Annotated in this window: 29 protein-coding genes; 20 read left to right on the forward strand and 9 right to left on the reverse strand. The window is 52.9% G+C overall.

The features are described 5' to 3' along the window. Window positions 1-14 precede the first annotated feature (14 nt). The 8 genes from mrdA (at window position 15) to lipA (ending at window position 9,035) form a co-directional block, all read left to right on the forward strand. Window positions 15-1,916 (forward strand): peptidoglycan DD-transpeptidase MrdA, encoded by a 1,902-nt coding sequence (gene mrdA, locus UR504_RS05660; protein WP_008501038.1) that lies wholly within the window; start codon window positions 15-17, stop codon window positions 1,914-1,916. A 2-nt stretch (window positions 1,917-1,918) separates the two neighbouring features. Then, window positions 1,919-3,031, forward strand: coding sequence for a peptidoglycan glycosyltransferase MrdB (gene mrdB, locus UR504_RS05665; protein ID WP_023310746.1), 1,113 nt, complete (start codon window positions 1,919-1,921; stop codon window positions 3,029-3,031). A gap of 16 nt (window positions 3,032-3,047) precedes the next feature. After that, window positions 3,048-4,160 (forward strand): endolytic peptidoglycan transglycosylase RlpA, encoded by a 1,113-nt coding sequence (gene rlpA, locus UR504_RS05670; protein WP_302234475.1) that lies wholly within the window; start codon window positions 3,048-3,050, stop codon window positions 4,158-4,160. A gap of 139 nt (window positions 4,161-4,299) precedes the next feature. Then, complete coding sequence (gene dacA / locus UR504_RS05675; RefSeq protein ID WP_032638844.1) at window positions 4,300-5,511, forward strand: D-alanyl-D-alanine carboxypeptidase DacA; 1,212 nt, start codon at window positions 4,300-4,302, stop codon at window positions 5,509-5,511. A gap of 106 nt (window positions 5,512-5,617) precedes the next feature. Continuing rightward, complete coding sequence (gene ybeD, locus UR504_RS05680; RefSeq protein WP_006177135.1) at window positions 5,618-5,881, forward strand: DUF493 family protein YbeD; 264 nt, start codon at window positions 5,618-5,620, stop codon at window positions 5,879-5,881. 94 nt (window positions 5,882-5,975) lie between these two features. Then, window positions 5,976-6,617 carry a lipoyl(octanoyl) transferase LipB gene (lipB, locus tag UR504_RS05685; protein WP_111964398.1) on the forward strand — a complete coding sequence of 214 codons (642 nt, stop codon included), beginning with the start codon at window positions 5,976-5,978 and terminating at the stop codon, window positions 6,615-6,617. 291 nt (window positions 6,618-6,908) lie between these two features. Continuing rightward, entirely contained in the window at window positions 6,909-7,862 is a 954-nt protein-coding gene (locus UR504_RS05690) for a YbeF family transcriptional regulator (protein WP_115874489.1), read from the forward strand. Between the two features lie 207 nt (window positions 7,863-8,069). Beyond that, window positions 8,070-9,035, forward strand: coding sequence for a lipoyl synthase (gene lipA, locus UR504_RS05695; protein WP_028019480.1), 966 nt, complete (start codon window positions 8,070-8,072; stop codon window positions 9,033-9,035). An 81-nt stretch (window positions 9,036-9,116) separates the two neighbouring features. On the opposite strand, the gene tatE is transcribed toward lipA, so the two are convergent. Next, entirely contained in the window at window positions 9,117-9,320 is a 204-nt protein-coding gene (gene tatE / locus UR504_RS05700; RefSeq protein ID WP_023310742.1) for a twin-arginine translocase subunit TatE, read from the reverse strand. Window positions 9,321-9,445: 125 nt separating this feature from the next. After that, window positions 9,446-10,234, reverse strand: coding sequence for a deaminated glutathione amidase (locus UR504_RS05705; RefSeq protein WP_302234472.1), 789 nt, complete (start codon window positions 10,232-10,234; stop codon window positions 9,446-9,448). Window positions 10,235-10,301: 67 nt separating this feature from the next. Between UR504_RS05705 and crcB the strand changes: the two genes are divergently transcribed. Next, window positions 10,302-10,685, forward strand: a complete 384-nt coding sequence (gene crcB, locus UR504_RS05710; protein ID WP_008501029.1) for a fluoride efflux transporter CrcB — start codon at window positions 10,302-10,304, stop codon at window positions 10,683-10,685. Window positions 10,686-10,904: 219 nt separating this feature from the next. Here the strand turns inward: crcB and cspE are convergent, their stop codons facing one another. Both cspE and pagP read right to left on the reverse strand, forming a co-directional pair. Continuing rightward, window positions 10,905-11,114, reverse strand: a complete 210-nt coding sequence (gene cspE, locus UR504_RS05715) for a transcription antiterminator/RNA stability regulator CspE (RefSeq protein WP_002439184.1) — start codon at window positions 11,112-11,114, stop codon at window positions 10,905-10,907. A gap of 190 nt (window positions 11,115-11,304) precedes the next feature. Then, window positions 11,305-11,922 (reverse strand): lipid IV(A) palmitoyltransferase PagP, encoded by a 618-nt coding sequence (gene pagP / locus UR504_RS05720; protein WP_274242315.1) that lies wholly within the window; start codon window positions 11,920-11,922, stop codon window positions 11,305-11,307. Window positions 11,923-12,315: 393 nt separating this feature from the next. Here pagP and dcuC point away from each other — a divergent pair, with 393 nt between their 5' ends. Then, window positions 12,316-13,683 carry an anaerobic C4-dicarboxylate transporter DcuC gene (dcuC, locus tag UR504_RS05725; protein WP_111964403.1) on the forward strand — a complete coding sequence of 456 codons (1,368 nt, stop codon included), beginning with the start codon at window positions 12,316-12,318 and terminating at the stop codon, window positions 13,681-13,683. Between the two features lie 94 nt (window positions 13,684-13,777). Continuing rightward, window positions 13,778-14,587, forward strand: coding sequence for a ribonuclease I (rna, locus tag UR504_RS05730; RefSeq protein WP_274242314.1), 810 nt, complete (start codon window positions 13,778-13,780; stop codon window positions 14,585-14,587). Here rna and UR504_RS05735 read toward each other — a convergent pair. Next, window positions 14,581-15,198 (reverse strand): flavin reductase family protein, encoded by a 618-nt coding sequence (locus UR504_RS05735; RefSeq protein ID WP_111964405.1) that lies wholly within the window; start codon window positions 15,196-15,198, stop codon window positions 14,581-14,583. The two genes, rna and UR504_RS05735, sit on opposite strands and share 7 nt — an antisense overlap. A gap of 246 nt (window positions 15,199-15,444) precedes the next feature. Here UR504_RS05735 and rnk point away from each other — a divergent pair, with 246 nt between their 5' ends. Together rnk and yldA are read left to right on the forward strand one after the other, a co-directional pair. Further along, window positions 15,445-15,855 carry a nucleoside diphosphate kinase regulator gene (gene rnk / locus UR504_RS05740; RefSeq protein ID WP_033144918.1) on the forward strand — a complete coding sequence of 137 codons (411 nt, stop codon included), beginning with the start codon at window positions 15,445-15,447 and terminating at the stop codon, window positions 15,853-15,855. A gap of 139 nt (window positions 15,856-15,994) precedes the next feature. Next, entirely contained in the window at window positions 15,995-16,084 is a 90-nt protein-coding gene (gene yldA, locus UR504_RS05745) for a small membrane protein YldA (protein ID WP_271367125.1), read from the forward strand. Window positions 16,085-16,092: 8 nt separating this feature from the next. Here the strand turns inward: yldA and UR504_RS05750 are convergent, their stop codons facing one another. Next, window positions 16,093-17,331 (reverse strand): zinc-dependent alcohol dehydrogenase, encoded by a 1,239-nt coding sequence (locus UR504_RS05750; protein WP_115874484.1) that lies wholly within the window; start codon window positions 17,329-17,331, stop codon window positions 16,093-16,095. A gap of 180 nt (window positions 17,332-17,511) precedes the next feature. Here UR504_RS05750 and uspG point away from each other — a divergent pair, with 180 nt between their 5' ends. Then, window positions 17,512-17,940, forward strand: coding sequence for a universal stress protein UspG (gene uspG / locus UR504_RS05755; protein ID WP_023310731.1), 429 nt, complete (start codon window positions 17,512-17,514; stop codon window positions 17,938-17,940). A 61-nt stretch (window positions 17,941-18,001) separates the two neighbouring features. Here the strand turns inward: uspG and ahpF are convergent, their stop codons facing one another. Next, window positions 18,002-19,567, reverse strand: coding sequence for an alkyl hydroperoxide reductase subunit F (gene ahpF, locus UR504_RS05760; RefSeq protein WP_047648423.1), 1,566 nt, complete (start codon window positions 19,565-19,567; stop codon window positions 18,002-18,004). Between the two features lie 126 nt (window positions 19,568-19,693). Further along, window positions 19,694-20,257, reverse strand: coding sequence for an alkyl hydroperoxide reductase subunit C (gene ahpC / locus UR504_RS05765; protein ID WP_014882974.1), 564 nt, complete (start codon window positions 20,255-20,257; stop codon window positions 19,694-19,696). Between the two features lie 622 nt (window positions 20,258-20,879). On the opposite strand from ahpC, the gene citR reads away from it, so the two are divergent. The 3 genes from citR to UR504_RS05780 all read left to right on the forward strand — a co-directional run bounded on the left by citR (window position 20,880) and on the right by UR504_RS05780 (window position 23,786). Beyond that, window positions 20,880-21,779: a DNA-binding transcriptional repressor CitR gene (gene citR, locus UR504_RS05770; protein WP_302234459.1), complete on the forward strand. Its 900-nt coding sequence runs from the start codon at window positions 20,880-20,882 to the stop codon at window positions 21,777-21,779. A gap of 172 nt (window positions 21,780-21,951) precedes the next feature. Beyond that, a complete protein-coding gene (locus UR504_RS05775; RefSeq protein WP_302234457.1) occupies window positions 21,952-23,175 on the forward strand; it encodes a phosphoadenosine phosphosulfate reductase in 1,224 nt (407 codons plus the stop codon). Beyond that, window positions 23,160-23,786, forward strand: coding sequence for an IbrB-like domain-containing protein (locus tag UR504_RS05780; protein ID WP_271367111.1), 627 nt, complete (start codon window positions 23,160-23,162; stop codon window positions 23,784-23,786). The genes UR504_RS05775 and UR504_RS05780 overlap by 16 nt, the downstream gene beginning before the upstream one ends. Here UR504_RS05780 and UR504_RS05785 read toward each other — a convergent pair whose 3' ends face one another. After that, on the reverse strand, window positions 23,787-24,947 hold the full coding sequence (locus UR504_RS05785) for a pyridoxal phosphate-dependent aminotransferase (RefSeq protein WP_302234452.1): 1,161 nt from the start codon (window positions 24,945-24,947) through the stop codon (window positions 23,787-23,789). Window positions 24,948-25,069: 122 nt separating this feature from the next. On the opposite strand from UR504_RS05785, the gene UR504_RS05790 reads away from it, so the two are divergent. Genes UR504_RS05790 through UR504_RS05800 form a run of 3 tightly spaced genes read left to right on the forward strand, consistent with a single transcriptional unit; the run spans window position 25,070 to window position 26,909 of the window. Continuing rightward, window positions 25,070-25,684: a methylthioribulose 1-phosphate dehydratase gene (locus tag UR504_RS05790; protein WP_302234451.1), complete on the forward strand. Its 615-nt coding sequence runs from the start codon at window positions 25,070-25,072 to the stop codon at window positions 25,682-25,684. Further along, window positions 25,681-26,370: an acireductone synthase gene (mtnC, locus tag UR504_RS05795; RefSeq protein ID WP_127730004.1), complete on the forward strand. Its 690-nt coding sequence runs from the start codon at window positions 25,681-25,683 to the stop codon at window positions 26,368-26,370. The genes UR504_RS05790 and mtnC overlap by 4 nt, the downstream gene beginning before the upstream one ends. After that, window positions 26,367-26,909 carry a 1,2-dihydroxy-3-keto-5-methylthiopentene dioxygenase gene (locus UR504_RS05800; RefSeq protein ID WP_023293046.1) on the forward strand — a complete coding sequence of 181 codons (543 nt, stop codon included), beginning with the start codon at window positions 26,367-26,369 and terminating at the stop codon, window positions 26,907-26,909. The genes mtnC and UR504_RS05800 overlap by 4 nt, the downstream gene beginning before the upstream one ends. Window positions 26,910-26,934 lie beyond the last annotated feature (25 nt).

A 26,934-nucleotide genomic window follows, 5' to 3' on the forward strand; every position in this document is an offset into this window, starting at 1 on the left:
AGATTAAGCAGCGGATGAAACTACAGAATTCTTTTCGCGACTATACGGCTGAGTCCGCGCTGTTTGTGCGCCGGGCGCTGGTCGCCTTTACCGGGATTTTGCTGCTTACCGGCGTGCTGATCGCCAACCTTTATAATCTGCAAATTGTCCGCTTTACCGACTACCAGACGCGTTCAAACGAAAACCGTATTAAGCTGGTGCCTATCGCACCCAGCCGCGGCATTATTTACGATCGTAACGGCACCCCGCTGGCGCTAAACCGCACCATCTATCAAATCGAGATGATGCCGGAAAAAGTCGATAACGTTCAGGATACGCTGGAAGCGCTAAAGAGCGTTGTCGACCTTAACGATGACGATATCGCCGCCTTCAAAAAAGAGCGCGCCCGCTCTCACCGTTTTACCTCCATTCCGGTTAAAACCAATCTGACGGAAGTCCAGGTGGCCCGCTTTGCGGTGAACCAGTACCGTTTCCCCGGCGTGGAAGTGAAGGGCTATAAGCGTCGCTACTATCCCTACGGCTCCGCGCTGACGCATGTGATTGGCTACGTTTCCAAGATTAACGACAAAGACGTTGACCGTCTTGATAAAGACGGCAAGCTGGCCAACTACGCCGCAACGCACGATATCGGTAAGCTGGGGATCGAACGTTACTACGAAGACGTTCTGCACGGGCAAACCGGCTATGAAGAGGTTGAGGTTAACAACCGTGGCCGCGTGATCCGCCAGCTGAAAGAAGTGCCGCCTCAGGCGGGGCATGACGTCTATCTGACGCTCGACCTCAAGCTTCAGCAGTATATTGAAACCCTGCTGGCGGGCAGTCGTGCAGCCGTTGTGGTCACCGATCCTCGTACCGGCGGCATCCTGGCGATGGTCTCCATGCCTAGCTATGACCCGAACCTCTTCGTTGACGGCATATCCAGTAAAGACTATTCCGGTCTGCTGAACGATCCGAACACGCCGCTGGTGAACCGTGCAACGCAAGGGGTTTACCCGCCGGCATCAACGGTTAAACCGTACGTCGCGGTTTCTGCGCTGAGTGCCGGCGTCATCAACCGTAATACCAGCCTGTTTGACCCAGGCTGGTGGCAGCTACCCGGCTCAGATAAGCGCTATCGTGACTGGAAAAAATGGGGCCACGGTCATCTGAACGTCACCAAATCGCTGGAGGAGTCTGCGGATACCTTCTTCTATCAGGTGGCGTATGACATGGGGATCGACCGCCTGTCAGAATGGATGAGCAAATTCGGCTACGGACACTATACCGGCGTTGACCTTGCAGAAGAACGCTCCGGCAACATGCCGACGCGCGAATGGAAGCTGAAGCGCTTTAAAAAACCGTGGTATCAGGGCGACACCATTCCGGTGGGTATCGGTCAGGGCTACTGGACGGCAACGCCGCTTCAGATGAACAAAGCCATGATGATCCTCATCAATGACGGCGTGGTGAAAGTGCCGCATCTGCTGCAGAGTACGGTTGAAGACGGCAAAAAAGTGCCGTGGAACCAGCCGCATGAAGCCCCGGTGGGTGACATACATTCAGGCTTCTGGGAAATTGCGAAAGACGGTATGTACGGCGTGGCAAACCGTCCGAACGGTACCGCACACAAGTATTTCGCCGGGACGCCGTACAAAGTGGCGGCGAAGTCCGGTACTGCGCAGGTGTTTGGTCTTAAGGCCAATGAAACCTATAACGCGCACCGCATTGCTGAACGTCTGCGTGACCATAAGCTGATGACGGCGTTTGCTCCTTATGACAACCCGCAGGTCGCGGTGGCAATGATTCTCGAGAACGGCGGTGCCGGGCCTGCAGTAGGGACCATCATGCGCCAGATCCTTGACCACATTATGCTGGGTGATAACAACACCGAACTGCCGGCTGAAAACCCGGCCGCCGCTGCGGCGGAGGACCAATAATCATGACGGATAATCCAAATAAAAAATCGCTGTGGGACAAAATCCACATCGACCCAGCCATGCTGCTGATCCTGCTGGCTCTGCTGGTTTACAGCGCGCTGGTTATCTGGAGCGCCAGCGGCCAGGACATCGGGATGATGGAGCGCAAAATCGGCCAGATCGCCATGGGTCTAATTATCATGGTGGTGATGGCGCAGATCCCGCCGCGCGTCTACGAAGGCTGGGCGCCCTATCTCTACATCTTCTGTATTATTCTGCTGGTTGCGGTCGATGCGTTTGGCGCCATTTCAAAAGGGGCGCAGCGCTGGCTGGATCTGGGCGTTGTCCGCTTCCAGCCCTCTGAAATTGCCAAAATCGCCGTTCCACTGATGGTGGCACGCTTTATCAACCGCGACGTCTGTCCGCCGTCTCTGAAGAATACCGCTATCGCGCTGGTGCTGATTTTCCTGCCAACGCTGCTGGTTGCGGCACAGCCTGACCTGGGGACCTCAATCCTTATTGCCCTCTCCGGCCTGTTTGTCCTGTTCCTGTCGGGACTGAGCTGGCGCCTGATTGGTATCGCGGTGGTGCTGATTGCGGCTTTCATTCCTATCCTGTGGTTCTTCCTGATGCATGACTACCAGCGCCAGCGCGTTATGATGCTGCTCGATCCGGAAACCGATCCGCTGGGCGCGGGCTATCATATTATTCAGTCAAAGATTGCGATTGGCTCCGGCGGGCTGCGCGGTAAAGGCTGGCTGCACGGCACGCAGTCTCAGCTGGAATTTTTACCGGAACGCCACACCGACTTTATCTTTGCCGTACTGGCGGAAGAACTGGGACTGGTTGGCATCTTAATATTGCTGGCGCTTTATGTACTGCTGATCATGCGTGGATTGTGGATTGCAGCACGCGCGCAAACCACCTTTGGTCGCGTCATGGCTGGCGGGTTGATGCTGATTTTATTCGTTTATGTCTTCGTAAATATTGGTATGGTGAGTGGTATTCTGCCGGTGGTAGGCGTACCGCTGCCGCTGGTGAGTTACGGAGGCTCGGCACTGATCGTGTTGATGGCCGGGTTTGGTATCGTGATGTCGATCCATACCCACAGAAAAATGTTGTCAAAAAGCGTATAAAAATAAGGGGATCGGAATGCGTAAGCAGTGGCTGGGGATCTGCATTGCGGCAAGTTTACTTGCGGCCTGCACAAGTGATGATGGTCAGCAACAGGCAACCGTCGCGCCGCCGCAGCCTGCGGTGTGTAATGGCCCGATCGTTGAAATCAGCGGTGCCGATCCCGTTTATGAACCGCTGAATGCCAGTGCCAATCAGGATTACGAGCGCGACGGCAAAAGCTATAAAATTGTTCAGGACCCTTCCCGTTTCAGTCAGGCGGGCTTTGCCGCCATTTATGATGCCGAGCCAGGCAGTAACCTGACGGCATCCGGGGAAGCGTTCGACCCAATGCAGCTGACGGCAGCACATCCGACGCTGCCTATCCCGAGCTACGCCCGTATCACCAACCTGGCGAACGGCCGTATGATCGTCGTGCGCATCAACGACCGCGGCCCGTACGGGAATGACCGGGTGATTTCCCTGTCGCGCGCGTCTGCCGATCGCCTGAACACCTCGAACAACACCAAGGTCCGTATTGACCCGATTATCGTCGCGCAGGATGGTTCGCTCTCCGGGCCGGGAACCGCGTGTACGACGGTCGCAAAACAGACCTATGCCCTTCCTGACCGCCCAAATCTTGACGGCGGAATGGGAAGCGTCTCGTCTCCGGCAGAGCCTGCTCAGCCGGGGGGAGAAATACGCCCAATCAGTAATGATACGCTGCAAAGCGAGGATTCTACCGGCGCGCCGGTAAAGAGTAGCGGTTTTCTTGGCGCCCCAACGACCTTAGCCTCGGGCGTGCTGGAAGGCAGTGAGCCTACCCCAGCCCCAGCTCCCGTTGCTGCACCAGCGACCCAGCAAGCTCCCGTAACGGCGCCCGCGGCCACGCAAAGTGCGGCGGTGGCGGCTCCAACAGCAGCCAGCGGCAGCTATGTGGTTCAGGTCGGTGCAGTGAGCGATCAGGCCCGTGCCAAACAGTATCAGCAGCGTCTGAGCCAGCAATTTAGCGTACCAGGACGCGTTGAGCAGAACGGTGCGGTCTGGCGCATTCAGATGGGGCCGTTTGCCAGCAAATCGCAGGCCGCATCCTTGCAGCAGCGTCTGCAGAATGAAGCTCAGCTTCAGTCATTTATCGCTGTTGCAAAATAATTAACCGGCGGTATCCGAATTGTCAGTTTGTGTAAAACGCATTCACAAACTCATGCTTAAAGTCGGATGCCTGCCTGAATAGCATTTGCTATAGTAAGGCACTTTTTTTAATTCCATCACGGATGTCGTAGTTCTGACCATGAAGACCACTTTTTCTGCTCGTTTTGTGCAGCGCATGGCGCTGACCACGGCCCTTTGCGCGGCTGCGCTCTCTGCAGCTCACGCCGATGACCTGAATATCAAGACCATGATCCCTGGCGTTCCGCAAATCGACGCGGAATCCTACATCCTGATCGATTACAACTCTGGCAAAGTGCTGGCAGAACAGAATGCCGATGCCCGCCGTGACCCGGCCAGCCTGACCAAAATGATGACCAGCTACGTTATCGGCCAGGCGATGAAGGCGGGTAAATTCAAAGAATCGGATCTGGTCACCATCGGTAACGATGCGTGGGCAACCGGGAACCCTGTTTTCAAAGGTTCCTCTCTGATGTTCCTGAAGCCGGGTATGCAGGTTCCTGTTTCCCAGCTGATTCGCGGTATCAACCTGCAGTCGGGTAACGACGCCTGCGTGGCAATGGCCGATTTCGCCGCCGGTAGCCAGGACGCCTTCGTGGGCCTGATGAACAGCTACGTGAACGCGCTGGGTCTGAAAAATAGCCATTTCCAGACCGTACACGGCCTGGATGCAGACGGCCAGTACAGCTCCGCGCGTGACATGGCGCTGATTGGTCAGGCGCTGATCCGCGATGTCCCCAATGAATACTCTATCTATAAAGAGAAAGAGTTCACTTTCAACGGTATTCGTCAGACCAACCGTAACGGTCTGCTGTGGGATAACAGCCTGAACGTTGACGGCATCAAAACTGGCCACACCGACAAAGCGGGCTACAACCTGGTGGCCTCTGCCACTGAAGGTCAGATGCGTCTGATCTCTGCCGTGATGGGCGGCCGCACCTTCAAAGGTCGTGAAACAGAAAGCAAGAAACTGCTGACCTGGGGCTTCCGTTTCTTCGAAACCGTGAATCCACTGAAAGCAGGCAAAGAGTTTGCGTCTGAACCCGTCTGGTTCGGCGACAACGACCGTGCTTCTCTCGGCGTTGATAAAGACCTGTACCTGACCATTCCGCGTGGTCGTATGAAGGATCTGAAAGCCAGCTACGTACTGAACAGCACCGAGTTGCACGCCCCGCTGCAGAAGAACCAGGTTGTGGGCACCATCAACTTCCAGCTGGATGGCAAAACGATCGATCAGCGTCCGCTGGTGGTCCTGCAAGAAATTCCTGAAGGCAATTTCTTCGGCAAAATCATTGATTACATTAAATTGATGTTCCACCACTGGTTTGGTTAAAAATTGAACACTTGAAAGTGTGATTTTGATCCCCATATACTAAGTATCCTGATAACTCCCACCTGACGTGGGAGTTATTATTTTTTGACGTTACGCCGGAGCTGACATGAAAACCAAACTTAACGAACTGCTTGAATTCCCTACCTCATTTACCTACAAAGTAATGGGTCTGGCGAAACCTGAGCTGGTTGATCAGGTGGTTGAAGTGGTACAGCGCCATGCGCCCGGTGACTACTCTCCGTCAGTAAAACCAAGCAGCAAGGGCAACTACCACTCGGTTTCTATTACCATCACTGCGACACATATTGAGCAGGTTGAAACGCTTTACGAAGAACTCGGCAATATCGAAATTGTTCGTATGGTGCTGTAGCCCCTTCGCGGTTACCCGGTTTGCCGGGTAACCCCTCTCCCCGCTGTGATATAATCCCGCACACCTTTTGTCCCTCGTCTTCGGAGACGCAGTTTTGTATCAGGATAAAATTCTGGTCCGTCACCTCGGGCTGCAACCTTATGAGCCTGTCTCCCAGGCTATGCATGACTTCACCGATTCACGCGATGACAGCACCCCGGATGAGATCTGGCTTGTCGAACACCTGCCGGTATTTACTCAGGGTCAGGCGGGTAAAGCAGAACATTTGTTAATGACGGGAGATATCCCGGTTATTCAGAGCGATCGCGGCGGTCAGGTCACTTACCATGGACCCGGGCAGCAGGTGATGTACGTCCTGCTCAACCTGAAGCGCAGAAAGCTGGGCGTCCGCGAACTGGTTACCTTACTGGAACAAACTGTCGTCAACACGCTGGCGGAATATGGTATTGATGCGCATCCGCGAGCCGATGCGCCTGGGGTGTACGTTGGGGAAATGAAGATCTGCTCTCTGGGGCTGCGTATTCGTAAAGGCTGTTCGTTCCACGGCCTGGCATTGAACATTAATATGGATCTCGCCCCTTTCCAGCGCATAAACCCCTGCGGCTACGCCGGCATGGAAATGACGCAAGTGCGTCAGTGGGTTGAAACCGCTACGCCAGACAGTATTCGTCCCGTGCTTTTGAAGAATGTTTTAGCACTACTTAACAATCCCCCACACGAATATATCGCTGCTTAATATATCATACAACATGGCTCGCTAATTTGGCGGGCCACCGTTTATTTACCGTTTTTGCGCTTTACAATAATCCACAGATTCTATATTTTCGAAGCGCCCGAATATTACCGCTACATATTATTTAGCCCCCAGCAAGTACGGCAAACACGGCATAAGTAACGTGAGCAATTATCACACAAGTGTTTGCTTTTGATAAACAAGTGAAACAAAACCAACACTTTACGAATCTCTACAAGCATAATAAATAAATTCAACTATCATTCATATTGTGAATGTATACGGAGTGAAAGCGTGGAGTATAATAATTTACCAGCCAAACGACTGAATGAACCTGGTGGTGAAGACAAGCCGCAAATTTTTCGGACTTTACGTAATATTGATCTCAATTTATTGACTATTTTTGAGGCAGTATATGTCCATAAGGGTATCGTTAACGCTGCGAAAATTCTTAATCTCACGCCTTCAGCAATAAGCCAGTCAATCCAAAAGCTGCGCGCTATATTTCCTGACCCGTTATTTATCCGTAAGGGCCAGGGGGTAACGCCGACGGCTTACGCCACGCATCTGCATGAGTACATCAGCCAGGGTCTGGAGTCGATTCTGGGCGCACTGGATTTAACCGGGAGCTATGATAAGCAAAGAACCATCACCATCGGCTGTTCCCCTTCTGTGGGTGTACTGGTCATGCCTGCGATCTTTCAGGCCGTGAAAGAGCATGCTCCGCAGCTCCTGCTTCGCAATGTGCCTCTCAATGAACCTGACATTCAACTTGCCCAGTTCCAGACGGACCTGATTATAGAAAGCGGCAGCTTCAGTGCCAGAGCGCTGGGTCAAAATGTGCTCTATGCAGATAATCTGGTGCTGGTTTGCCGCCAGCAGCATCCTGCTCTTAGCGAGCCGTTGACCATCGAAAACCTTCGCAACTACGACCATTCGTCTTTCATGACCGAAGGGCAGTCTAACCATGCACTTCGTCAGCGCATTGATGAAATTTTCCCTGAACGACAGATCAGCTTCAGCAGCTACAATATGTTTACCACCGCATCCCTGATCGGTAGCAGCGACATGCTGTGCGTTATGCCATCACGCCTGTACAGTCTGCTACGAAAATGCTGGCCGCTGGAAAGCATTCCGCTCAGCCAGCTTAATGCGGAATCTATCGAGATTTCACTGCATTATAACAAGCTGAGTTTGCGCGATCCGGTCCTGGAAAACGTTATCCGCATTATCCGTCAGGCCTTCTGACAGGTTTACCCAGCACAAGTCCCTGCAACGGGCAGGGCAAAAGGCACAAAACAACAACTATTTTACAAATTGGCGATCTGGCAGGCTGCTTTAACGACCGTTTCAATGATATACTGCCTGTCGTTCGTTCAAAAATAGTTGATAAATACAACATTCCCTTGAATTGAAACGCTTTCCTTCGATATTCGCAACTGGAACACGCACGCTATGAGTAAACCCATTGTGATGGAACGCGGTGTTAAATACCGCGATGCCGATAAAATGGCCCTTATCCCGGTTAAAAACGTGGCTACAGAGCGCGAGGCGCTGTTAAGAAAACCGGAATGGATGAAAATCAAACTTCCGGCCGACTCTTCGCGTATCCAGGGGATCAAAGCGGCGATGCGCAAGAATGGCCTTCACTCCGTTTGTGAAGAAGCCTCTTGTCCGAACCTTGCTGAATGTTTCAATCACGGTACCGCGACGTTTATGATTCTGGGTGCTATCTGTACCCGTCGCTGCCCGTTCTGCGATGTTGCTCATGGCCGTCCAGTCGCACCTGATGCTAACGAACCCCAGAAGCTGGCGCAGACTATCGCCGACATGGCGCTGCGTTACGTAGTTATCACCTCCGTTGACCGTGACGATCTGCGTGACGGCGGAGCGCAGCACTTCGCCGACTGTATTACGGCCATTCGCGAGAAAAGTCCAAACATCAAAATCGAGACGCTGGTGCCTGACTTCCGTGGCCGTATGGACCGCGCGCTGGATATCCTCACCGCTACGCCGCCAGATGTGTTTAACCACAATCTGGAGAACGTGCCGCGTATCTACCGTCAGGTACGCCCGGGTGCTGACTATAACTGGTCTCTGAAACTGCTGGAGCGTTTCAAAGAAGCGCATCCACATATTCCGACTAAGTCTGGTCTGATGGTGGGTCTGGGTGAAACTAACGACGAAATCATCGAGGTGATGCGCGATCTTCGCCGCCACGGTGTGACCATGTTAACCCTGGGACAGTATCTCCAGCCAAGCCGTCACCACCTGCCGGTACAGCGCTACGTGAGCCCGGACGAGTTCGATGAAATGAAAGCCGAAGCGATGGCGATGGGCTTCACCCACGCAGCATGCGGCCCATTTGTTCGCTCTTCATACCATGCCGATATGCAGGCTAAAGGCGAAGAAGTGAAATAATGCTGTAATATTCATTTACAGTAATACAAAAAAACCGGCCACATGAGCCGGTTTTTTTTCGCAAGCCCTTGGGCGATGCTGTCACTCTTTGTGAGAAAGCTTATCTGCCGGGACGTCATCCTCGGCGCTTTTCTTCGCCGCTGCATCATCATCGTTCATCGCTTTCTTAAAGCCTTTGATGGCAGCCCCCAGGTCACCACCCAGCGTGCGTAACTTCTTGGTACCAAACAGCAGGACGACCAGTGCGGCAACCACCAGCAGTTTGGTAATACTAATCTCACCCATAGATACCTTCTTTACTTATAACAGGCTGCATTCAGCGCCAAAACCTGATTGTATTAACGGTCATTTAGCGCGTGCACACAATAGCAATCTGTAACAAGGTGAATCAAGCATTGTTGAAAAAAACATCACAATAATTGCGGTGGCGCAAACCGACGATTAAGAAGAACGGGTAATTGCTGACGCGCAATCGCAATTCTCTCTGGTTTTATCTCCGCAACCAGCAAGTCCGGGGCTTCAGCGGCGGCGGCTATCGTCACCCCCAGCGGATCAACCACCCTGCTTTGCCCGATGTTTTTCGTGCCACATTCTCCTGCGGCAACGACATAGCAGGTGGTATCCAGCGCGCGTGCCGCAAGCAGCGTTGCCCAGTGGTGCTCTTTTAACGGCCCTTTGACCCACGCGGCAGGCAGCACCAGCATGTCCGCACCCTGCAGCGCCAGATGCAGCGCCAGCTCGGGAAAACGCAGGTCATAGCAGGTCATCAGCCCGATCCTGAATCCGTCAATCTCCAGCAGCGGTGGGATATTGTCTCCGGGGTCAACGAGCCTCGACTCCTGGATGCTGAACGCGTCATAGAGATGAAGCTTGGCGTAATGTGCGACTATGGCCCCGTCACGAATCGCCACCAGCGTATTCACTGCGCGACCCGGCGTGGAGGGGACATGGATCGTTAAGATTGTCGTCATCGTATTGCCCGCGCTCTGGGCGAGCAAATGTTGTAAAAATTCGCCGTCCAGCGGCTGCGCGGACTTCACGGATAAATCCGGGTCATTATCATCCCTGGCCAGCAGCGCCTCAGGGAGAACCAGCAGCGACGCCCCTTTCTGCCCGGCCTGCTTCATCAGGTTGACGCACGTGAGCGCATTTTTATGCCACTCAGGCGTGACCACAAACTGCCCTACCGCAACATACATATTTGTCCCCTTATCATAAACGGCGTTAAACTCGCTTCTCTTACACATCAAATAGCAGGTATTTAGCGTGTTACAACTACTTTTAGCCGTTTTTATTGGTGGGGGAACGGGTAGCGTTGCGCGGTGGTTTCTGAGTATGCGGTTTAATCCCCTGCATCAGGCGATTCCCATGGGGACGCTTGCCGCTAACCTGATTGGTGCTTTTATCATTGGCATGGGGCTGGCCTGGTTTAACCGAATGACGCACATCGACCCAATGTGGAAAGTATTGATTACCACCGGATTTTGCGGCGGTTTGACCACCTTCTCAACCTTTTCTGCGGAGACAGTTTTTCTCTTTCAGGAAGGCCGTATCGGCTGGGCGCTGATGAATATGGCGATCAATATGCTCGGCTCTTTTGCGATGACGGGGATCGCATTTTGGCTATTTTCCTCCGCAAGCGCGCATTAACAGCCGAACCGTTAATGTTGGCTTAATTTTTCTCTGTCACTCTGAATGCAGTACTGAACGAGGGTGACAGAATGAAACAGAGTCTGATGAGCGCAGGAATGGTGTTATTGAGCGTGCTGATCGTTGCCAGCTTCCTGAAAATGTATCTGCTTGGCTGATTCAACACGAAAAAAACCCGCTCGTTGAGCGGGTTTTGAAATTCTTGCTGATGCGTCTGAATTACAGAGCGATTACGTTAGCAGCAGAAGGGCCTTTGGCACCGTTAGTGATTTCGAACTCTACACGCTGACCTTCAGCCAGAGTTTTGAAACCATTAGACTGGATTGCAGAGAAGTGTACGAACACGTCTTTGCTGCCATCTTCAGGAGTAATGAAACCGAATCCTTTGGACTCATTAAACCACTTAACGTTACCTTTAATCTTAGACATCAAAATTACCTTTACATTAAAAAACGACACAAATGCTGTGTCGGTTATCAGTACATCAATTGTGGGACCTTTTGTCCAGCGGATCTTTGATAAAAAGTGACTAAAGTCGCGTTAATTTTCACTGACAGATTTTTATCGCTTATGAATCAACGTCTGCGCGTTTTTTCACCAGCATGTAACGTTTTATCAGTTAAAACTGAAAACGCATCCAGGCGAAGTAAACGTTACCGTTGTTGTACGTACCCGGAATGTAGGTCATCTGGAACGTTGCGGGGCCATAGCCAATAGAGGCCAAAGGCAGCAGCACTGGGATCGGGATGTAGTTCCAGTTGTCACGTGCAGTGACCCCGGCGGTATAGCCCAAACCGACGTGGAAGTTTTCGTCCGCTAGCGGGCGCCAGGTTTTCTCCCAACCATAACCACCAATCGGCTCCCATTTATTAAACGAATCTTTGAAGGCCATCAGATAGATGCCATGCCAGTTTCCCTTCTCATCCCAGCGCGACTGACCAAAACCCGCACCCCATGGACGCTCGTTGTATTTATCGGTTTTCTCTTTGTCATAAGCAAACCGCGCATGCCACGTTATTGCCGGAACATAGAGATCATAATGTTCAGGTGCAGTCCATGTCTGGGAAACATTATCCGTAAAGGTTGAGAACCAGCCTTTATCCGCCTCTTTGCCTTCTGCCTGTGCAACAGAAGAAAACGTTAACTGCCCAAAAATAAACAACAAAATAGAGAGAAATGTATTACGTACGATCACAATGCAATTACCATTCTTAGTATTCGAAGCAAAGTTTACCATAAAGTAGTTGAATCAAGTCTTAACGACATCGGCGTTATTCCTAATTATTCGGCCTCTTTCCGGGAATATTCTTAAAGAAAGCATGCAGCACGCTCAAATAAACCCATTCGGAGTGTGGGCTTATACTTTAGCCTTCTTAATCAGTGACATGCAAAACCACACAAAGCATTAACAATTTGTTATCATTATTGGGTCATGTTGCGCTATTTCTGACGGTCAAGGGCCTCATGACATAAATGTATGAACCATGGCAAAAACACGGTTGTTCTGTTCTCTAGTCGTCTGTTTATTGATTTTAATCAGCAAGAACAGGCCAATTATTCGGCACATTTTCATCATTCTTTTTTTTATTGATTTTTTGTGCTCCATTGCAGCAGAGATACAGGGGAAATCATGCTTACGCTATTCGAACTCCTTATTGGAGTCGTCGTCATTGTCGGCGTCGCACGCTACATCATTAAAGGCTACTCGGCCACGGGCGTATTATTTGTTGGCGGTTTAACACTGCTGATTATCAGCGCAATAATGGGGCATCAGGTGTTACCTGCCAGCGCGACCAGCACCGGTTACAGCGCTACAGATATTGTTGAATACATTAAAATATTGCTCATGAGCCGCGGCGGCGATCTGGGCATGATGATCATGATGCTGTGTGGTTTTGCGGCCTATATGACCCACATCGGCGCTAACGATATGGTCGTTAAGCTTGCCTCCAAACCTCTGCAATACATCAATTCGCCATATCTGCTTATGGTCGCGGCCTATTTCCTCGCCTGCCTGATGTCGCTGGCCGTTTCGTCGGCTACCGGACTTGGCGTACTGCTGATGGCCACGCTGTTCCCGGTTATGGTGAACGTGGGCATCAGCCGTGGCGCGGCCGCGGCAATTTGTGCGTCTCCGGCAGCCATTATTCTCTCCCCGACCTCCGGCGACGTTGTGCTGGCGGCAAAGGCGGCGGAGATGTCACTCATCGACTTCGCCTTTAAAACCACGTTACCGATCTCAATCGTTGCCATAGTGGGCATGGGGATCGCGCATTTCTTCTGGCAACGCTATCTCGATAAGAAAGAAAACATTAGCCATGAAATGATGGATGTGAGTGAAATCACCACCACCGCTCCCGCGCTCTATGCCATTCTGCCGTTCACTCCGATCGTCGGAGTGCTGATTTTTGACGGCAAATGGGGTCCACAGCTGCACATCATCACCATTCTGGTTATCTGTATGCTGCTTGCCGCCGCGCTGGAGTTTGTGCGCGGTTTTAACACGCAAAAGGTCTTCTCGGGTCTGGAAGTAGCGTATCGCGGTATGGCGGATGCCTTCGCTGGCGTGGTGATGCTGCTGGTTGCAGCGGGCGTTTTTGCCCAGGGTCTGAGCACGATCGGCTTTATCCAGAGCCTGATCTCTATCGCCACCTCGTTCGGCTCGGCCAGTATTATCCTGATGCTGGTTCTGGTGGTGCTGACCATGCTGGCGGCGATGACCACCGGTTCCGGCAATGCCCCTTTCTACGCTTTCGTTGAGATGATCCCGAAGCTGGCTCACTCTTCCGGCATTAACCCGGCCTATCTCTCCATTCCTATGCTGCAGGCGTCAAACCTGGGCCGTACCATTTCACCGGTGTCGGGCGTGGTCGTTGCCGTTGCCGGAATGGCGAAAATCTCGCCATTCGAAGTCGTCAAGCGCACCTCAGTACCCGTTCTGGTTGGTCTGATTATCGTGATTATCGCCACGGAAGTGCTGGTTCCCGGCGCGGCCTAAGCTAAATTACTGATATCCAAAAAGCGCCTGCGGGCGCTTTTTGTGCTTTAATAACTTCCAGAAATTAATCGTGCTCATTCGATCAGGAAATCATATGTTCAGGAAGGATATCGTCGTCCCGTCTGGCGCAATGGCGCTTGCTCTCTGTATCTTCTCCGCACAGGCGGAACCGCTGAAGGCAACACAGTACGGCGATTTCGATCGCTATGTGTTGGCTCTGTCCTGGCAAACCGGGTTTTGCCAGAGCATGGTCGAACGCAACCGCAATGAACCTGACGAATGTCGCCTGCAAAAAGAGCGTGATAATAAAGCCGATTTTCTGACCGTTCACGGACTATGGCCCGGCCTGCCAAAATCCATCGCCGCACGCGGGGTGGATGAGCGTCGATGGATGCGTTTTGGCTGCGCCACGCGCCCCATTCCAAACATGCCGGAAGTGAAGGCCAGCCGCAAATGCGATGCCGCCGAAACCGGGCTGTCGCTTTCCGCTGCCGCAAAGCTCAACGACGTGATGCCGGGTGCAGGCGGTAATTCCTGCCTGGAACGCTACGAATACGCCAAACATGGCGTCTGCTTTGGTTTCGATCCGGATGCCTATTTCGGCACGATGGTGCGAATGAACCAGGAAGTTAAAAACAGTGCGGTCGGTAAATTCCTTGCCGATAACTACGGAAAACCCGTCAATCGCAGCGACTTTGACAGTGCCGTTGCCAGAAGCTGGGGCAGGGAGAACATCAAAGCGATCAAGCTGACATGCAACGGCAACCCGGCGTATCTGACCGAGATGCAGATTTCGCTGAAGGCTGACACTATCAACAACCCGCTTTCTGCAGCGTCATTTGCGCCGCAGCCACATCCAGGTAACTGCGGAAATCAATTCGTGATTGATAAAGCAGGTTACTGACCCACAGTCGGGCGCACCATATCAAACCGGTTTTCGTCACTGATGCCATAATACGCCGTCGGCCCACCTGCACGCAGGATGGGCTGCGCTTTCGCCGTCTGGTATATCCCCTCTTCCAGCAGCGTTTCGGCAATATGGATACCGACCACCTCCCCCAACACCAGCCAGGTATCGACCGGTGTGCCGTCGGCACCGGTAAGCTGAATGCACTGCGACAGGCGGCACTCAAAGTTCACCGGGCTTTCTGCGACGCGGGGCGCGTTAACCAGTTGACTTGCCGCTGGCGTGAGCCCGGCAAAGCTAAATTCATCCCGATCGTGCGGAAGCATTGCAGAGGTTTGATTCATCGCGTGCGCGAGATCGCGCGTTGCCAGGTTCCAGACAAATTCCTTTGTTTCGGTAATATTACGCACGCTGTCCTTCCAGCCGTTGCTGGAAAAGCCGATGATCGGCGGGCGATAGTTAAAGCAGTTAAAGAAGCTATACGGCGCGAGATTGAGCTGACCGGCCTTATCGCAGGAGGAGATCCAGCCAATCGGACGTGGACCAATAATGGCGTTTAGCGGGTCATGCGGCAGGCCGTGCCCCTGGGACGGTTGATAGAAGTACATAGCGCTCTCTCGTTGGCGGGCAACGCCCGGATTCAGGACACTCAGCGTAACGTATTCCGCCGGGAATGAAGACTGAATAAATTTCAGCGAAAATTCATATGGGCCATGAATGTGACCTTCATCACTTCAAACTTGCGCGCTCAGCCAGTATCATCGGGAGAGTTAAACCCTCGCTGCCAGACGGCGAGGGTTTTCTTTTGGATCAGTTTCTGCGTTAGACGCAGCATTAACGACATGGAGTAAAAAATGTCCAGACCTACCATTATCATCAATGAGCTCGACGCAGAACGTATCGACAGGCTGCTGGAAAAAGCGGAGTTCGCCTCGCTCCCCGTGGCCGACGCCCTTAATGAGGAGCTCGACCGGGCACAGATGTGCACGCCTGAGACGATGCCGCATGACGTGGTCACTATGAATAGCCAGGTGAAATTCCGCAACCTGACCACCGGTGAAGAGTTGACCCGTACGCTGGTTTATCCGGCTCAGATGACCGACAGCAGCACACAGCTTTCTGTTCTGGCCCCTGTGGGTGCCGCACTGCTGGGGCTGCGTACGGGAGATACGATCCACTGGGAATTGCCGGGCGGCGCCTCTGCCCATCTGGAAGTACTGGCGTTGCTCTACCAGCCAGAAGCTGCGGGCGATTACCTGCGTTAAACACTTCTGAACAAGCGCCCACCCGCTTTGCACAGAGGATGCAGCCGCATCCTCTTTCCGTAAATTCACCCCATTTTCTTATATCGCGCAAAAGACCCTTAACCCACGCTTAATCTGTTTTGGTGCCGCGGGGACGGTCATGAGTGAGATACTGGCTATCACACTTATTTTTCTCATTATTGTGGCGATTATCGTCGCGGCCGTGCTTTATCTTGAACGCCACAGTTAAGCGAGAACTCATGCAACCCCACCCGGGAAAGCATTTACCAGGCCCTTAACTTTCTGCTCTGCGGCCTCGGGCGTTTCCGCACCAGGGACCAGAATCACCTTCCGGCACTCTTCCTCCCGTTTTTCGAATACCTTATAGGCGCGTTCCGCATCCGCAAGGGGAAGATAATGGGTCACGATCTCTTCCGGGGTAAGCAGCCCTTTTTCGATCAGCGGTAACAGTTCACCCAGCCAGGCATGGACGTGCGTCTGGCCCATCTTAAACGTCAGCCCCTTATCGAAGGCATCGCCAAACAGGAAGCCATGAATAAACCCAGCGTACACGCCGGGTACGCTGACCACCCCACCGCGCCGTACGGCAGCAATGCACTGACGCAACGCTTTGCCGCTACTACCTTCAATTTTAAGATTGCTGAGGATCGTTTCAGTGGTGCTACCTTTCGCTTCAAACCCGACTGCATCAATCACGGCGTCAACGCCGCGATGGCCCGCGGTCTGTTCGATGATTTTTTCCGCCGCGTCGTTATCATCATCAAAGTTGATAGGGATTGCGCCGTAACGCGCCTCTGCAAATCGCAACCGGTACGGATGATGATCGATAACAAAGATCTGCTCAGCCCCCAGCAGTCGCGCGCAGGCAATGGTCAGTAGCCCCACCGGCCCGGCACCGAAAACCGCTACGCTTGAGCCTTTTTCAATCTGCGCATTTTTTGCCGCCTGCCAGGCCGTGGGCAAAATATCGGAAAGGAATAACGCTTTATCATCGGAAAGAAGCTGCGGGACCTTAAACGGCCCGACGTTGCCTTTTGGCACGCGGACATATTCCGCCTGCCCCCCCGGCACGCCGCCGTAGAGATGGCTATAGCCAAACAGCGCGGCCGGTGCGGGTATTTGCTTTTTGTTCAGCGCGGCACCCTGCCCGGCATTGGTATTCTCACAGGCCGCGTATTGCTGCAGACGACAGAAGAAACAGTCTCCGCAGGCGATGACAAAGGGGATCACCACGCGATCGCCTTTTTGCAAATTCTTCACCTCTGCGCCGCACTCGACGATTTCCCCCATAAACTCATGGCCAAAAATGTCGCCGTGCTGCACCTTCGGGATCTTTCCGCGATAAAGATGCAAATCGGAGCCGCATATAGCCGTGGCCGTAACGCGCAGAATGATATCGTCAGGCTGTTCGATGATGGGATCGGGGACATTCTCGACGCGAACATGGTGCGGACCGTGATACGTAAGTGCTTTCATGCGACCTCCGAAAGGCTTCAGGTAAGTGTATAAGGGTAGCTACCCCTGAAGGTCTGCCCTGGAATACGGGGCTTTTGAGATTTATCCTGGTGAGATAAGAAAACTGACGGAGCGCTTACAGAAACCATTAATATTTTATGGTTAAATGAGTTCAGCGTTTATAAACAAGGAGAAACGGGTATGTATCAGAGAATTATTATGCCGGTTGATGTTTTTGAGATGGAGCTGAGCGACAAGGCCGTTCGCCATGCGGAGTTCCTGGCGCAGCAGGACGGTGTTATCCATCTTTTACACGTACTGCCAGGCTCCGCCAGCCTGAGCCTGCACCGCTTTGCCGCCGACGTGCGTCGCTTCGAAGAGCATCTGCAGCACGAGGCGGAAACGCGCCTGCAAACCATGGTCAGCCACTTCAGCATCGACCCTTCACGAATCAAAACGCACGTCAGATTCGGCAGCGTTCGCGATGCGGTAAACGAACTGGCGAACGAACTGAAGGCAGACGTGGTGGTCATCGGTTCGCGCAACCCTTCCATTACCACGCATCTGCTGGGCTCTAACGCCTCCAGCGTCATCCGCCACACCCATATACCGGTGATGGTCGTCAGATAAAAAAAAGAGGCCACCTTTCGGTGGCCTCTCGCTATTGCAGGTGTAGCCTTACTTTCTTTTCTTATGCGGTTTTGGTGCGAATAAGATAGTCAAATGAACTCAGAGACGCCTTCGCCCCTTCGCCCGTGGCGATAATGATCTGTTTGTACGGCACGGTGGTGCAGTCGCCCGCCGCAAACACGCCTTTCACGCTGGTTTCACACTTCGCATCAATGATGATTTCACCCATGCGGTTGCGCTCAATCGCGCCTTCCAGCCAGGTGGTGTTTGGCAGCAGACCAATCTGCACAAAGATCCCTGACAGCTGAACGCTGTGCACGTCGCCGCTCACGCGGTCGCGATATTCCAGACCGGTCACTTTGCTGCCGTCGCCCTTCACTTCCGTCGTCTGCGCGTTCAGTACGATGTCGACGTTTTTCAGGCTGCGAACTTTATCCTGAAGAACCTGGTCGGCTTTCATCTCCGGAGCGAACTCCAGAAGGGTTACGTGTTCAACAATCCCCGCCAGGTCAATGGCCGCTTCCACGCCGGAGTTACCGCCGCCGATCACCGCCACGCGTTTACCTTTGAAGAGTGGACCGTCGCAGTGCGGACAGTAGGTCACGCCTTTGGTGCGATACTGATCTTCACCCGGGACGTTCATGTTGCGCCATTTCGCACCGGTGGCAATGATAATGCTGCGGGCTTTCAGCACCGCGCCGGAAGCGGTTTCAATCTGGTGTAAACCACCCTCGACCGCTGCCGGAACCAGCTTGCTGGCGCTCTGGCTGTCGATCACGTCCACGTCATAGTCGCTGACGTGCGCCTTCAGCGCCCCCGCCAGCTTCTGGCCTTCGGTCTTCGGCACGGAGATGTAGTTTTCGATGTCCACGGTATCGAGCACCTGGCCGCCAAAGCGTTCGCCCATCAGGCCGGTACGAATACCTTTACGCGCGGAATACACCGCTGCTGCCGCGCCGGCAGGGCCGGAACCGACGATCAGCACGTCATAGGCATCGCGTTTGTTCAGCTCTTCCGCCGCACGTTTTTCAGCACCGGTATCCACTTTGGCAACGATTTCAGTCAGCGTCATGCGGCCCTGGCCGAACTCTTTGCCGTTCATGTAGACCGCCGGAACGCCCATCACGTTGCGATCGGTGATTTCATTCTGGAAGGTACCGCCATCAATCGCCGTGTGCTTGATGCGCGGGTTCAGGACCGACATCAGGTTCAGCGCCTGCACCACGTCCGGGCAGTTGTGGCAGGAGAGTGAGTAGTAGGTTTCAAACTCGAAATCACCGTCGATATCGCGGATTTGCTCCAGAAGCGCCTGCGCTTCTTTTGACGGATGACCACCGGTCCACAACAGCGCCAGCACCAGTGAGGTAAACTCGTGACCCAGCGGAGAACCGGCAAAGCGTGGTCCCCGATCGGACCCTGGGTTGGTAATCAGGAAAGAGGGCTTACGGACCGGCAGCGCGTTGTCTTCTTTGAAGGTCACTTTCGGCGACAGCTCGGCGATCTCCGCCAGCAGTTCCTTGATCTCTGCCGATTTGGCGCTGTCGTCAAGCGTAGCAATCAGCTCAACGGGTTTGGTCAGTTTCTCAAGGTAGGCCTTGAGCTGGGTTTTCATGTTTGTGTCGAGCATTGTTCTTCCCTCTCTTAAGACGTCATCATGCAAGCTGCCTTATACGGGCGGCCTGAATGCAACTTGCATCATGGTGCTGGAATGAAATGGGCGCGGTGCGCCCATTGATTACTGAATGGGCAAAACTTAGATTTTACCAACCAGATCTAAGGATGGAGCCAGCGTTGCTTCGCCTTCTTTCCATTTTGCCGGGCACACTTCGCCTGGGTGAGAAGCCACGTACTGAGCGGCTTTCACTTTACGCAGCAGGTCAGAAGCATCACGGCCGATACCTTCAGCGGTAACTTCGATAGCCTGGATAATGCCCTGCGGGTCAACAACGAAGGTGGCGCGGTCAGCCAGGCCTTCATCTTCACGCATGTTGTCGAAGTTACGGGTCAGGGCGCCAGTCGGGTCGCCGATCATCGCGTATTTGATTTTGGCGATGGTTTCAGAGCTGCTGTGCCATGCTTTGTGGGTGAAGTGGGTATCGGTAGAGACAGAGTAAACGTCTACGCCCAGCTTCTGCAGTTCTTCGTAATGGTCTGCCACGTCGCCCAGTTCAGTCGGGCAAACGAAGGTAAAGTCAGCCGGATAGAAGAAGAAGACGCTCCAGCGGCCTTCGGTATCTTTCTCGGTAACTTCGATGAACTCACCGTTTTTGAACGCCTGGTTTTTGAAAGGTTTAATTTTGGTATTAATCAAAGACATCTGTACTTCCTCCGTGTTTTCGTTGAGATGTAAGGTAACCAACTTTATTCATCGGGGCTAATGCGTATGCTTTATCAAATCAATCAGCCAAACCTTACAACGTCGACAAGACAACAAGGTGAACCTTTTACAGGAAAGCCTAAAAGTAAAAAGGCCGCCTCAACGGGCGGCCCTGATACCTGAATTCCCCGCAGGTACATTCAGTGCCAGCCGAAACTGGCGTTGCGTTGCGCTCTACAACCCTTTATATCAAGGCGGTAACAGCCGTTTGATTACACCACCCGCGCTGGGATTGAGCAATCCATAAGAGAGGCATTCCTGCCTATGGCTGTGATAGGCTATGTCGAACATCATTGCGGAGCGTTATAAATTTATTTTTATTATAAAACAATCACAATATATAAGTGACAATTGTCATTTAATACGCTCACTCCCTCCTCGAGGATAAAATTATCCTAATCGTCTTCGAAGCGCTATATCAATAATCTGGCACCGTGATATATTAAGATGATTTTAATTTAAAACTAAGAAAGTTAACCGAACGGATTGTTAATGGTTAGCTTCAAACTATTGTTATCAGTTATATGATAACCACAGCAAACGCAGCATCTCAGGACGAAACATGGCAAACCTCTATGACCTTAAAAAATTCGATCTTAATCTGTTAGTCATTTTCGAGTGTATTTACCAACACCTTAGTATCAGTAAAGCCGCCGAGACGCTGTATATCACGCCCTCTGCCGTGAGCCAGTCACTGCAACGCCTGAGAGGACAACTTAACGATCCTCTGTTTATCCGTTCCGGAAAAGGGATCACGCCCACGACCGTCGGCGTCAATTTGCATCATCATCTGGAACAGAACCTGAACCAGCTAGAGCAGACTATCAATATCATGCACAGCAGCGGGTTGAAGAAGAATTTTGTCATTTATTGCCCGCATTTTATGAGTACGAAAGCAACCCTTGACCCTATAAAACTGCTCATGAACAACCATAACTATTCAATTGAATTACATGATATTTTTCTTTCTCCTGATTCAGCGGAAGATCTCTTGGCCTACAGAAGAGCGGACTTGATATTCTCGTATTCCTCTTCTAACAGTCATTCTGTCGCCTGTAGCCTCTACCATAAACTTCCTTTCGTTCTCGTTTGTCGGGAGGGTCATCCCCGTCTCGGTGAAAATCCTACGCGTGAAGAAATTCTGAATGAAAACTTCACCGCCTGCCTGAACGGTGAGAACAGCTTCAAAGGCTATCAGGACAAGGCCGATAACCTGTTATTCGAAAGAAATATCGTCTATCGTAGCGACTCTTTTATATCCCTTCTGTCGATGATCGGTTCATCCGATCTCATAGGTTTAGTACCCGCGCCGGCCTTCGAACAATATGGGCCAGCGCTCAAGCTGCGAAAAGTGGAAACTGACATTCAATTCCCCAGCATTGATATTTACATGATGTACAATCGTTCCGCGCTCAATAGCTCGGCATTCGCCAGTTTTATTGAGGAAATATCATTACCGTGAGATATTGATGGGGTTTTCGCACCAAATGGGAAACATACTGTTAAAACATACACCACCGTTATAGAACTACGCAACATAACCGTCATATATCCAATTAATTATTGACTGATATAATTCTCTCTTTAGTATTGAAGCTACAGTCTGGTATTTATCCCTCAGGATGAGAATAAGCATGTCAATTTATAAATACCCTTTAAACCAGGATGTACTTACTGCTGCTCGGGAGCGAATAAAATGGACTCTCGAAAATTTTCCCAGAACCTGTGTTTCTTTTTCAGGTGGAAAAGACTCCACCGTCATGCTGCATCTGGTTGCCCAACAGGCGCGACAGATGCAAGTCAAAATAGATGTGCTCTTTATTGACTGGGAGGCGCAGTTTTCCCATACCATTAACCATGTGCAACATATGCGTGAATTGTACAGCGATGTCATCGATCATTTCTGGTGGGTCGCGCTTCCCCTGACAACGCAAAATTCACTGTCGCAATTCCAGCCGGAATGGCAATGCTGGGAACCCGGTACCCAATGGGTCCGCCAGCCTCCTGACGATGCGATAACCGATCCCGCTTATTTTCCTTTCTACCAGCCTGGCATGACGTTTGAAACCTTTGTCCGCAGTTTCTGCGACTGGTTCTCTCTCAATCGCCCGGCGGCGGTACTGATTGGCATCCGCGCCGATGAGTCTTACAACCGTTTCCTGGCTATCGCATCGGCGCGTAAGCAGCGGTTTGCCGACGATAAGCCCTGGACTACCGTCGCACCAGGAGGACATGCCTGGTATATCTATCCTCTCTACGACTGGAAAACCGCCGATATATGGACCTGGTTCGCCAAATCAGGTTGTTGCTATAACCCACTTTATGACCTGATGTTTCAGGCTGGCGTGCCGCTACGCTACATGCGTATTTGTGAACCCTTTGGCCCGGAACAGCGCCAGGGACTATGGCTCTACCACGTTGTTGAGCCCGATCGCTGGGCGGCCATGTGCGAGCGCGTGAGCGGCGCGCGCAGCGGAGGAATGTACGCCGGACACGATAATCATTTTTATGGTCACCGAAAAATTTTGAAACCCGAACACCTCTGCTGGCGCGAATATGCCATGTTGCTCCTCGAAAGCATGCCGCAAAATACGGCTGAGCATTACCGCAATAAAATCGCCATTTATCTGCACTGGTATCAGAAGAGAGGCATGGAGGATATTCCCGATACTCAGGACGGTGATATCGGAGCCAAAGACATTCCCTCATGGCGCCGTATTTGCAAAGTTCTCCTGAATAACGACTACTGGTGCAGGGCGCTATCGTTCAGCCCGAACAAACCCAAACATTATCAGCGCTACAGCGACAGAGTGAAGGCTAAACGCAAGGAGTGGGGCATATTATGCGACAAAGACTAATCACCGAGATGGAAACGTACCTTCAGTCACTTTCAGAAGAGGACCGCATTAACGCCATAAATGCTTTTCGTGAGGCAATCCATAAACACAGTCCATTTCGCGAGCAACCGATAGACTGCGTCCTCTGGATAAGACAGGACGCTATTACCGCTAACGATTACAATCCCAATAACGTTGCCCCCCCAGAAAAACGGCTGCTCAGTAAGTCGCTGGAACTCGATGGATTCACCCAACCTATCGTTGTGACAGAAAGTGAACCGCAACACTACGAAATCGTGGATGGTTTTCATCGCCATGAAATCGGTAAAAATCGGGCGGCGTTGAAGCGTCAGCTTAAGGGATATCTCCCCGTCACCTGCCTGCGTCGGGATCGGCAGGATAAACATAACCGTATGGCCGCCACGATTCGCCACAATCGGGCGCGGGGTCGGCATCAAATCAACGCCATGTCAGATATCGTGCGCGAACTGGCGCAGCTCGGCTGGAATGACGAGAGAATAGGCAAGGAGCTGGGCATGGACAGCGATGAGGTGCTGCGCCTCAAGCAAATCAACGGTCTGCTGGAGCTGTTTGCAGACCGCCGTTACTCAGAAGCGTGGACGGTGAAATAATCAGAGCGTGTTCAAACGCTCCGCCGCCGCCAGCAGCGTCGATTCCTGCTTCGCAAAGCACAGGCGGATCAGCTTGTGCGGGAAGGGATCGGCGCAGAACACCGACAATGGAATGGCGGCCACGCCGACCTCTTTCGTCAGCCACTGGCAGAAACTCACGTCGTCCAGCTCCGATATCGCGCTGTAGTCGGCGAGCAGGAAATAGGTGCCTTCTGAGGGCAAAATTTCCAGACGGCTTTTGCTTAATGCCGTCACAAACAGATCCCGACGTTCACGATAGAAGTGCGGCAGCTCGCGGTAATGCGCGGGCTCAGCGCGCAGCATATCCGCCAGCGCCAGCTGGGCCGGCGTGTTCACGGCAAACGTCAGGTACTGATGCACTTTGCGCAGCTCAGCGCTGATGGCCGCCGGGGCCACGCAGTACCCTACCTTCCAGCCGGTCATATGGTAGGTCTTACCAAACGAAGAGACGGCGATAGCACGCTCGCGAAGCTGCGGATGGGCCAGCACGCTGGCATGCCCTTCCTCAGCAAAGCAGATGTGCTCGTAGACTTCATCGCTCAGGACGTAAATTTCCCGTTCGACGATAGCCTGCCACAGCGCAGCAAAATCGGCTTTTTGCCACACCGTCGCCGACGGATTGTGCGGGGTATTCAGGATCACCAGGCGGGTTTTGTCGCTCAGCAGCGCAGCAAACGCCTGCCAGTCAGGGCGAAAATGCGGCGGCTGGAGCGCCACGCGTTTCACCACGCCGCCGGAGAGTTCAACCGCAGGCGCATAGCTGTCGTAGCTCGGATCAAAACAGATGACTTCATCCCCCGCGCGCACAAGTGCGGTGATGGCCGCATACAGTGCTTCGGTTGCCCCTGCCGTCACCGTGATGTCGGTGTTCGCATCGGGCTTATGGCCATACAGTTCCGCCGTTTTATCCGCAATGGCTTCCCGCAGCGCCTGCACGCCCGTCATCGGCGCATACTGATTTGCCCCCTGCGCCACGTGGTACGCGAGACGCTCCTGCAGATACGTCGGGCCATCGAAATCCGGGAACCCCTGAGAAAGGTTAATGGCGTTGTGCTTTTGCGCCAGAGCGCTCATCTGCGTAAAGATGGTGGTACCGAGATTGGGAAGTTTACTCTGCGGAATCAATGCGTTATTGCTCATTGTGTCGTGCCTGTCTGTAATACTTATGTTGCTGCCACTATAACACGATGTTAGTCTTTGGCAATCAAGACGCTTAGACGTCTAAACCATATAAATATTCCTGACCGAGAGGGTAAAAGGAAATGAGAGATAACCTGCAACTCACGCATCTGGTCGACGCCTGCCGCTGGATTGGTGCCAAAGGCTGGGCCCCCGCCACAGGCGGCAATATGTCGGTGCGTCAGGACGAACATCTGTGCTGGCTCAGCGAATCCGGAAAGGACAAAGGCAGCCTCACCACCGATGACTTCCTGCAGGTCGAGATTGCCACCAATCGCGCCCCGTCCGGTCGTAAACCGTCGGCGGAGACCGGGTTGCACACCCTTATCTATCGTCTGTTTCCTGAAGCCAACGCCGTCCTTCACGTTCACACGGTTAACGCCACGGTGCTGTCCCGTCTGGTCAAAGAAGCCGAGCTCAACATCAGCGGCTTTGAGATGCAAAAATCCCTCACCGGGCAGACCACGCATCTGGACACGGTGGCTATCCCGATCTTTGATAACGACCAGGATATCGACGCCCTCGCCTCCCAAATCGCCCATTACGCAGAGGAACGCCCGCTTAATTATGGTTTTCTTCTGCGCGGTCATGGCTTAACCTGCTGGGGACGCGACGTGGCCGAGGCCCGCCGTCATCTGGAAGGGCTAGAATTCTTATTTGAATGCGAAATGCGTTTACGACAACTGGAGAGAATATGATTCGCGCGATTGTGACGGATATTGAAGGGACCACCAGCGATATTCGTTTTGTCCATGACGTTTTGTTCCCCTACGCGCGTGAGCGGCTGGCGGCCTTCGTGACCGCGCAGCAGTACGCCGAGCCGGTCAAATCCATTCTGGACAACCTGCGTGATGAAATCGATAACCCGCACGCCAGCGTCGGCGAACTTATCGACGCTCTGTTTGCCTTTATGGACGAAGACCGCAAATCGACCGCGCTCAAAGCCCTGCAGGGGATCATCTGGCACGACGGCTACGTTAACGGCGACTTTACCGGACACCTCTACCCGGACGTGCTGCCTGCGCTGGAAAAGTGGAAAGCGCAAGGGATTGATCTCTATGTTTATTCCTCTGGCTCCGTCGCCGCGCAGAAACTGTTATTTGGCTACAGCGACGAAGGTGATATTACTCATCTGTTCAGCGGCTATTTCGATACCCACATCGGCGCCAAGCGCGAGGTGCAGTCTTATCAGAACATCGCGGCGCAAACGGGCATTGCCCCGTCGCAGATCCTGTTCCTGTCCGATATTCATCAGGAGCTGGATGCGGCTGAACAGGCAGGTTTTCGTACCCTGCAGCTGATTCGCGGTGATGATGACGGCGCAAGCCACCACCATCAGGTCCACCAGTTTGACGAGATTAACCCGGAGCAGATCCCTTCATGAGCGCATTGACCATTTATTCCGACAAAGACGCCAGTCAACACCAGTGGCACAGCACCGACGCCGCCGAGATTGCCCAACAGCTCAACGCGAAAGGCGTTCGGTTTGAACGCTGGGCTGCGGATCGCGATTTAGGACACGATCCCGCCCCTGAAGCCGTGATCGAGGCATATCAACATGCGATCGACAAACTGGTGGCGGAAAAAGGCTACCAGAGCTGGGACGTGATCAGCCTGCGCGCCGACAATCCGCAGAAAGACGCGCTGCGCGCGAAGTTCCTGAACGAACACACCCACGGCGAAGACGAGGTACGCTTTTTCGTGGAAGGCGCGGGGCTGTTCTGCCTGCACATTGGCGATGAGGTGTATCAGGTGCTGTGCGAGAAAAACGACCTGATCTCCGTCCCCGCGGGCACGCCGCACTGGTTTGATATGGGCTCAGAGCCGAACTTTACCGCCATTCGTATTTTCGATAACCCGGAAGGCTGGGTGGCCCAGTTTACCGGTGATGCGATTGCGGATGCGTATCCACGGTTGGCATGATCTTTTCTCCCTCTCCCTGTGGGAG

The organism is Enterobacter sp. 241F3, assembly GCF_034106785.1.
In the GTDB taxonomy this organism is placed as follows: Bacteria; Pseudomonadota; Gammaproteobacteria; order Enterobacterales; family Enterobacteriaceae; genus Enterobacter; species Enterobacter vonholyi.

Excerpts from the sequence above, each read along its gene's own strand:
- mrdA (WP_008501038.1), top strand. The coding sequence starts at position 15 with ATGAAACTACAGAATTCTTTTCGCGACTATACGGCTGAGTCCGCGCTG.
- mrdB (WP_023310746.1), top strand. The coding sequence starts at position 1,919 with ATGACGGATAATCCAAATAAAAAATCGCTGTGGGACAAAATCCACATC.
- rlpA (WP_302234475.1), top strand. The coding sequence starts at position 3,048 with ATGCGTAAGCAGTGGCTGGGGATCTGCATTGCGGCAAGTTTACTTGCG.
- dacA (WP_032638844.1), top strand. The coding sequence starts at position 4,300 with ATGAAGACCACTTTTTCTGCTCGTTTTGTGCAGCGCATGGCGCTGACC.
- ybeD (WP_006177135.1), top strand. The coding sequence starts at position 5,618 with ATGAAAACCAAACTTAACGAACTGCTTGAATTCCCTACCTCATTTACC.
- lipA (WP_028019480.1), top strand. The coding sequence starts at position 8,070 with ATGAGTAAACCCATTGTGATGGAACGCGGTGTTAAATACCGCGATGCC.
- tatE (WP_023310742.1), bottom strand. The coding sequence starts at position 9,320 with ATGGGTGAGATTAGTATTACCAAACTGCTGGTGGTTGCCGCACTGGTC.
- UR504_RS05705 (WP_302234472.1), bottom strand. The coding sequence starts at position 10,234 with ATGTATGTTGCGGTAGGGCAGTTTGTGGTCACGCCTGAGTGGCATAAA.
- cspE (WP_002439184.1), bottom strand. The coding sequence starts at position 11,114 with ATGTCTAAGATTAAAGGTAACGTTAAGTGGTTTAATGAGTCCAAAGGA.
- pagP (WP_274242315.1), bottom strand. The coding sequence starts at position 11,922 with ATGGTAAACTTTGCTTCGAATACTAAGAATGGTAATTGCATTGTGATC.
- dcuC (WP_111964403.1), top strand. The coding sequence starts at position 12,316 with ATGCTTACGCTATTCGAACTCCTTATTGGAGTCGTCGTCATTGTCGGC.
- rna (WP_274242314.1), top strand. The coding sequence starts at position 13,778 with ATGTTCAGGAAGGATATCGTCGTCCCGTCTGGCGCAATGGCGCTTGCT.
- UR504_RS05735 (WP_111964405.1), bottom strand. The coding sequence starts at position 15,198 with ATGTACTTCTATCAACCGTCCCAGGGGCACGGCCTGCCGCATGACCCG.
- rnk (WP_033144918.1), top strand. The coding sequence starts at position 15,445 with ATGTCCAGACCTACCATTATCATCAATGAGCTCGACGCAGAACGTATC.
- yldA (WP_271367125.1), top strand. The coding sequence starts at position 15,995 with ATGAGTGAGATACTGGCTATCACACTTATTTTTCTCATTATTGTGGCG.
- UR504_RS05750 (WP_115874484.1), bottom strand. The coding sequence starts at position 17,331 with ATGAAAGCACTTACGTATCACGGTCCGCACCATGTTCGCGTCGAGAAT.
- uspG (WP_023310731.1), top strand. The coding sequence starts at position 17,512 with ATGTATCAGAGAATTATTATGCCGGTTGATGTTTTTGAGATGGAGCTG.
- ahpF (WP_047648423.1), bottom strand. The coding sequence starts at position 19,567 with ATGCTCGACACAAACATGAAAACCCAGCTCAAGGCCTACCTTGAGAAA.
- ahpC (WP_014882974.1), bottom strand. The coding sequence starts at position 20,257 with ATGTCTTTGATTAATACCAAAATTAAACCTTTCAAAAACCAGGCGTTC.
- citR (WP_302234459.1), top strand. The coding sequence starts at position 20,880 with ATGGCAAACCTCTATGACCTTAAAAAATTCGATCTTAATCTGTTAGTC.
- UR504_RS05775 (WP_302234457.1), top strand. The coding sequence starts at position 21,952 with ATGTCAATTTATAAATACCCTTTAAACCAGGATGTACTTACTGCTGCT.
- UR504_RS05780 (WP_271367111.1), top strand. The coding sequence starts at position 23,160 with ATGCGACAAAGACTAATCACCGAGATGGAAACGTACCTTCAGTCACTT.
- UR504_RS05785 (WP_302234452.1), bottom strand. The coding sequence starts at position 24,947 with ATGAGCAATAACGCATTGATTCCGCAGAGTAAACTTCCCAATCTCGGT.
- UR504_RS05790 (WP_302234451.1), top strand. The coding sequence starts at position 25,070 with ATGAGAGATAACCTGCAACTCACGCATCTGGTCGACGCCTGCCGCTGG.
- mtnC (WP_127730004.1), top strand. The coding sequence starts at position 25,681 with ATGATTCGCGCGATTGTGACGGATATTGAAGGGACCACCAGCGATATT.
- UR504_RS05800 (WP_023293046.1), top strand. The coding sequence starts at position 26,367 with ATGAGCGCATTGACCATTTATTCCGACAAAGACGCCAGTCAACACCAG.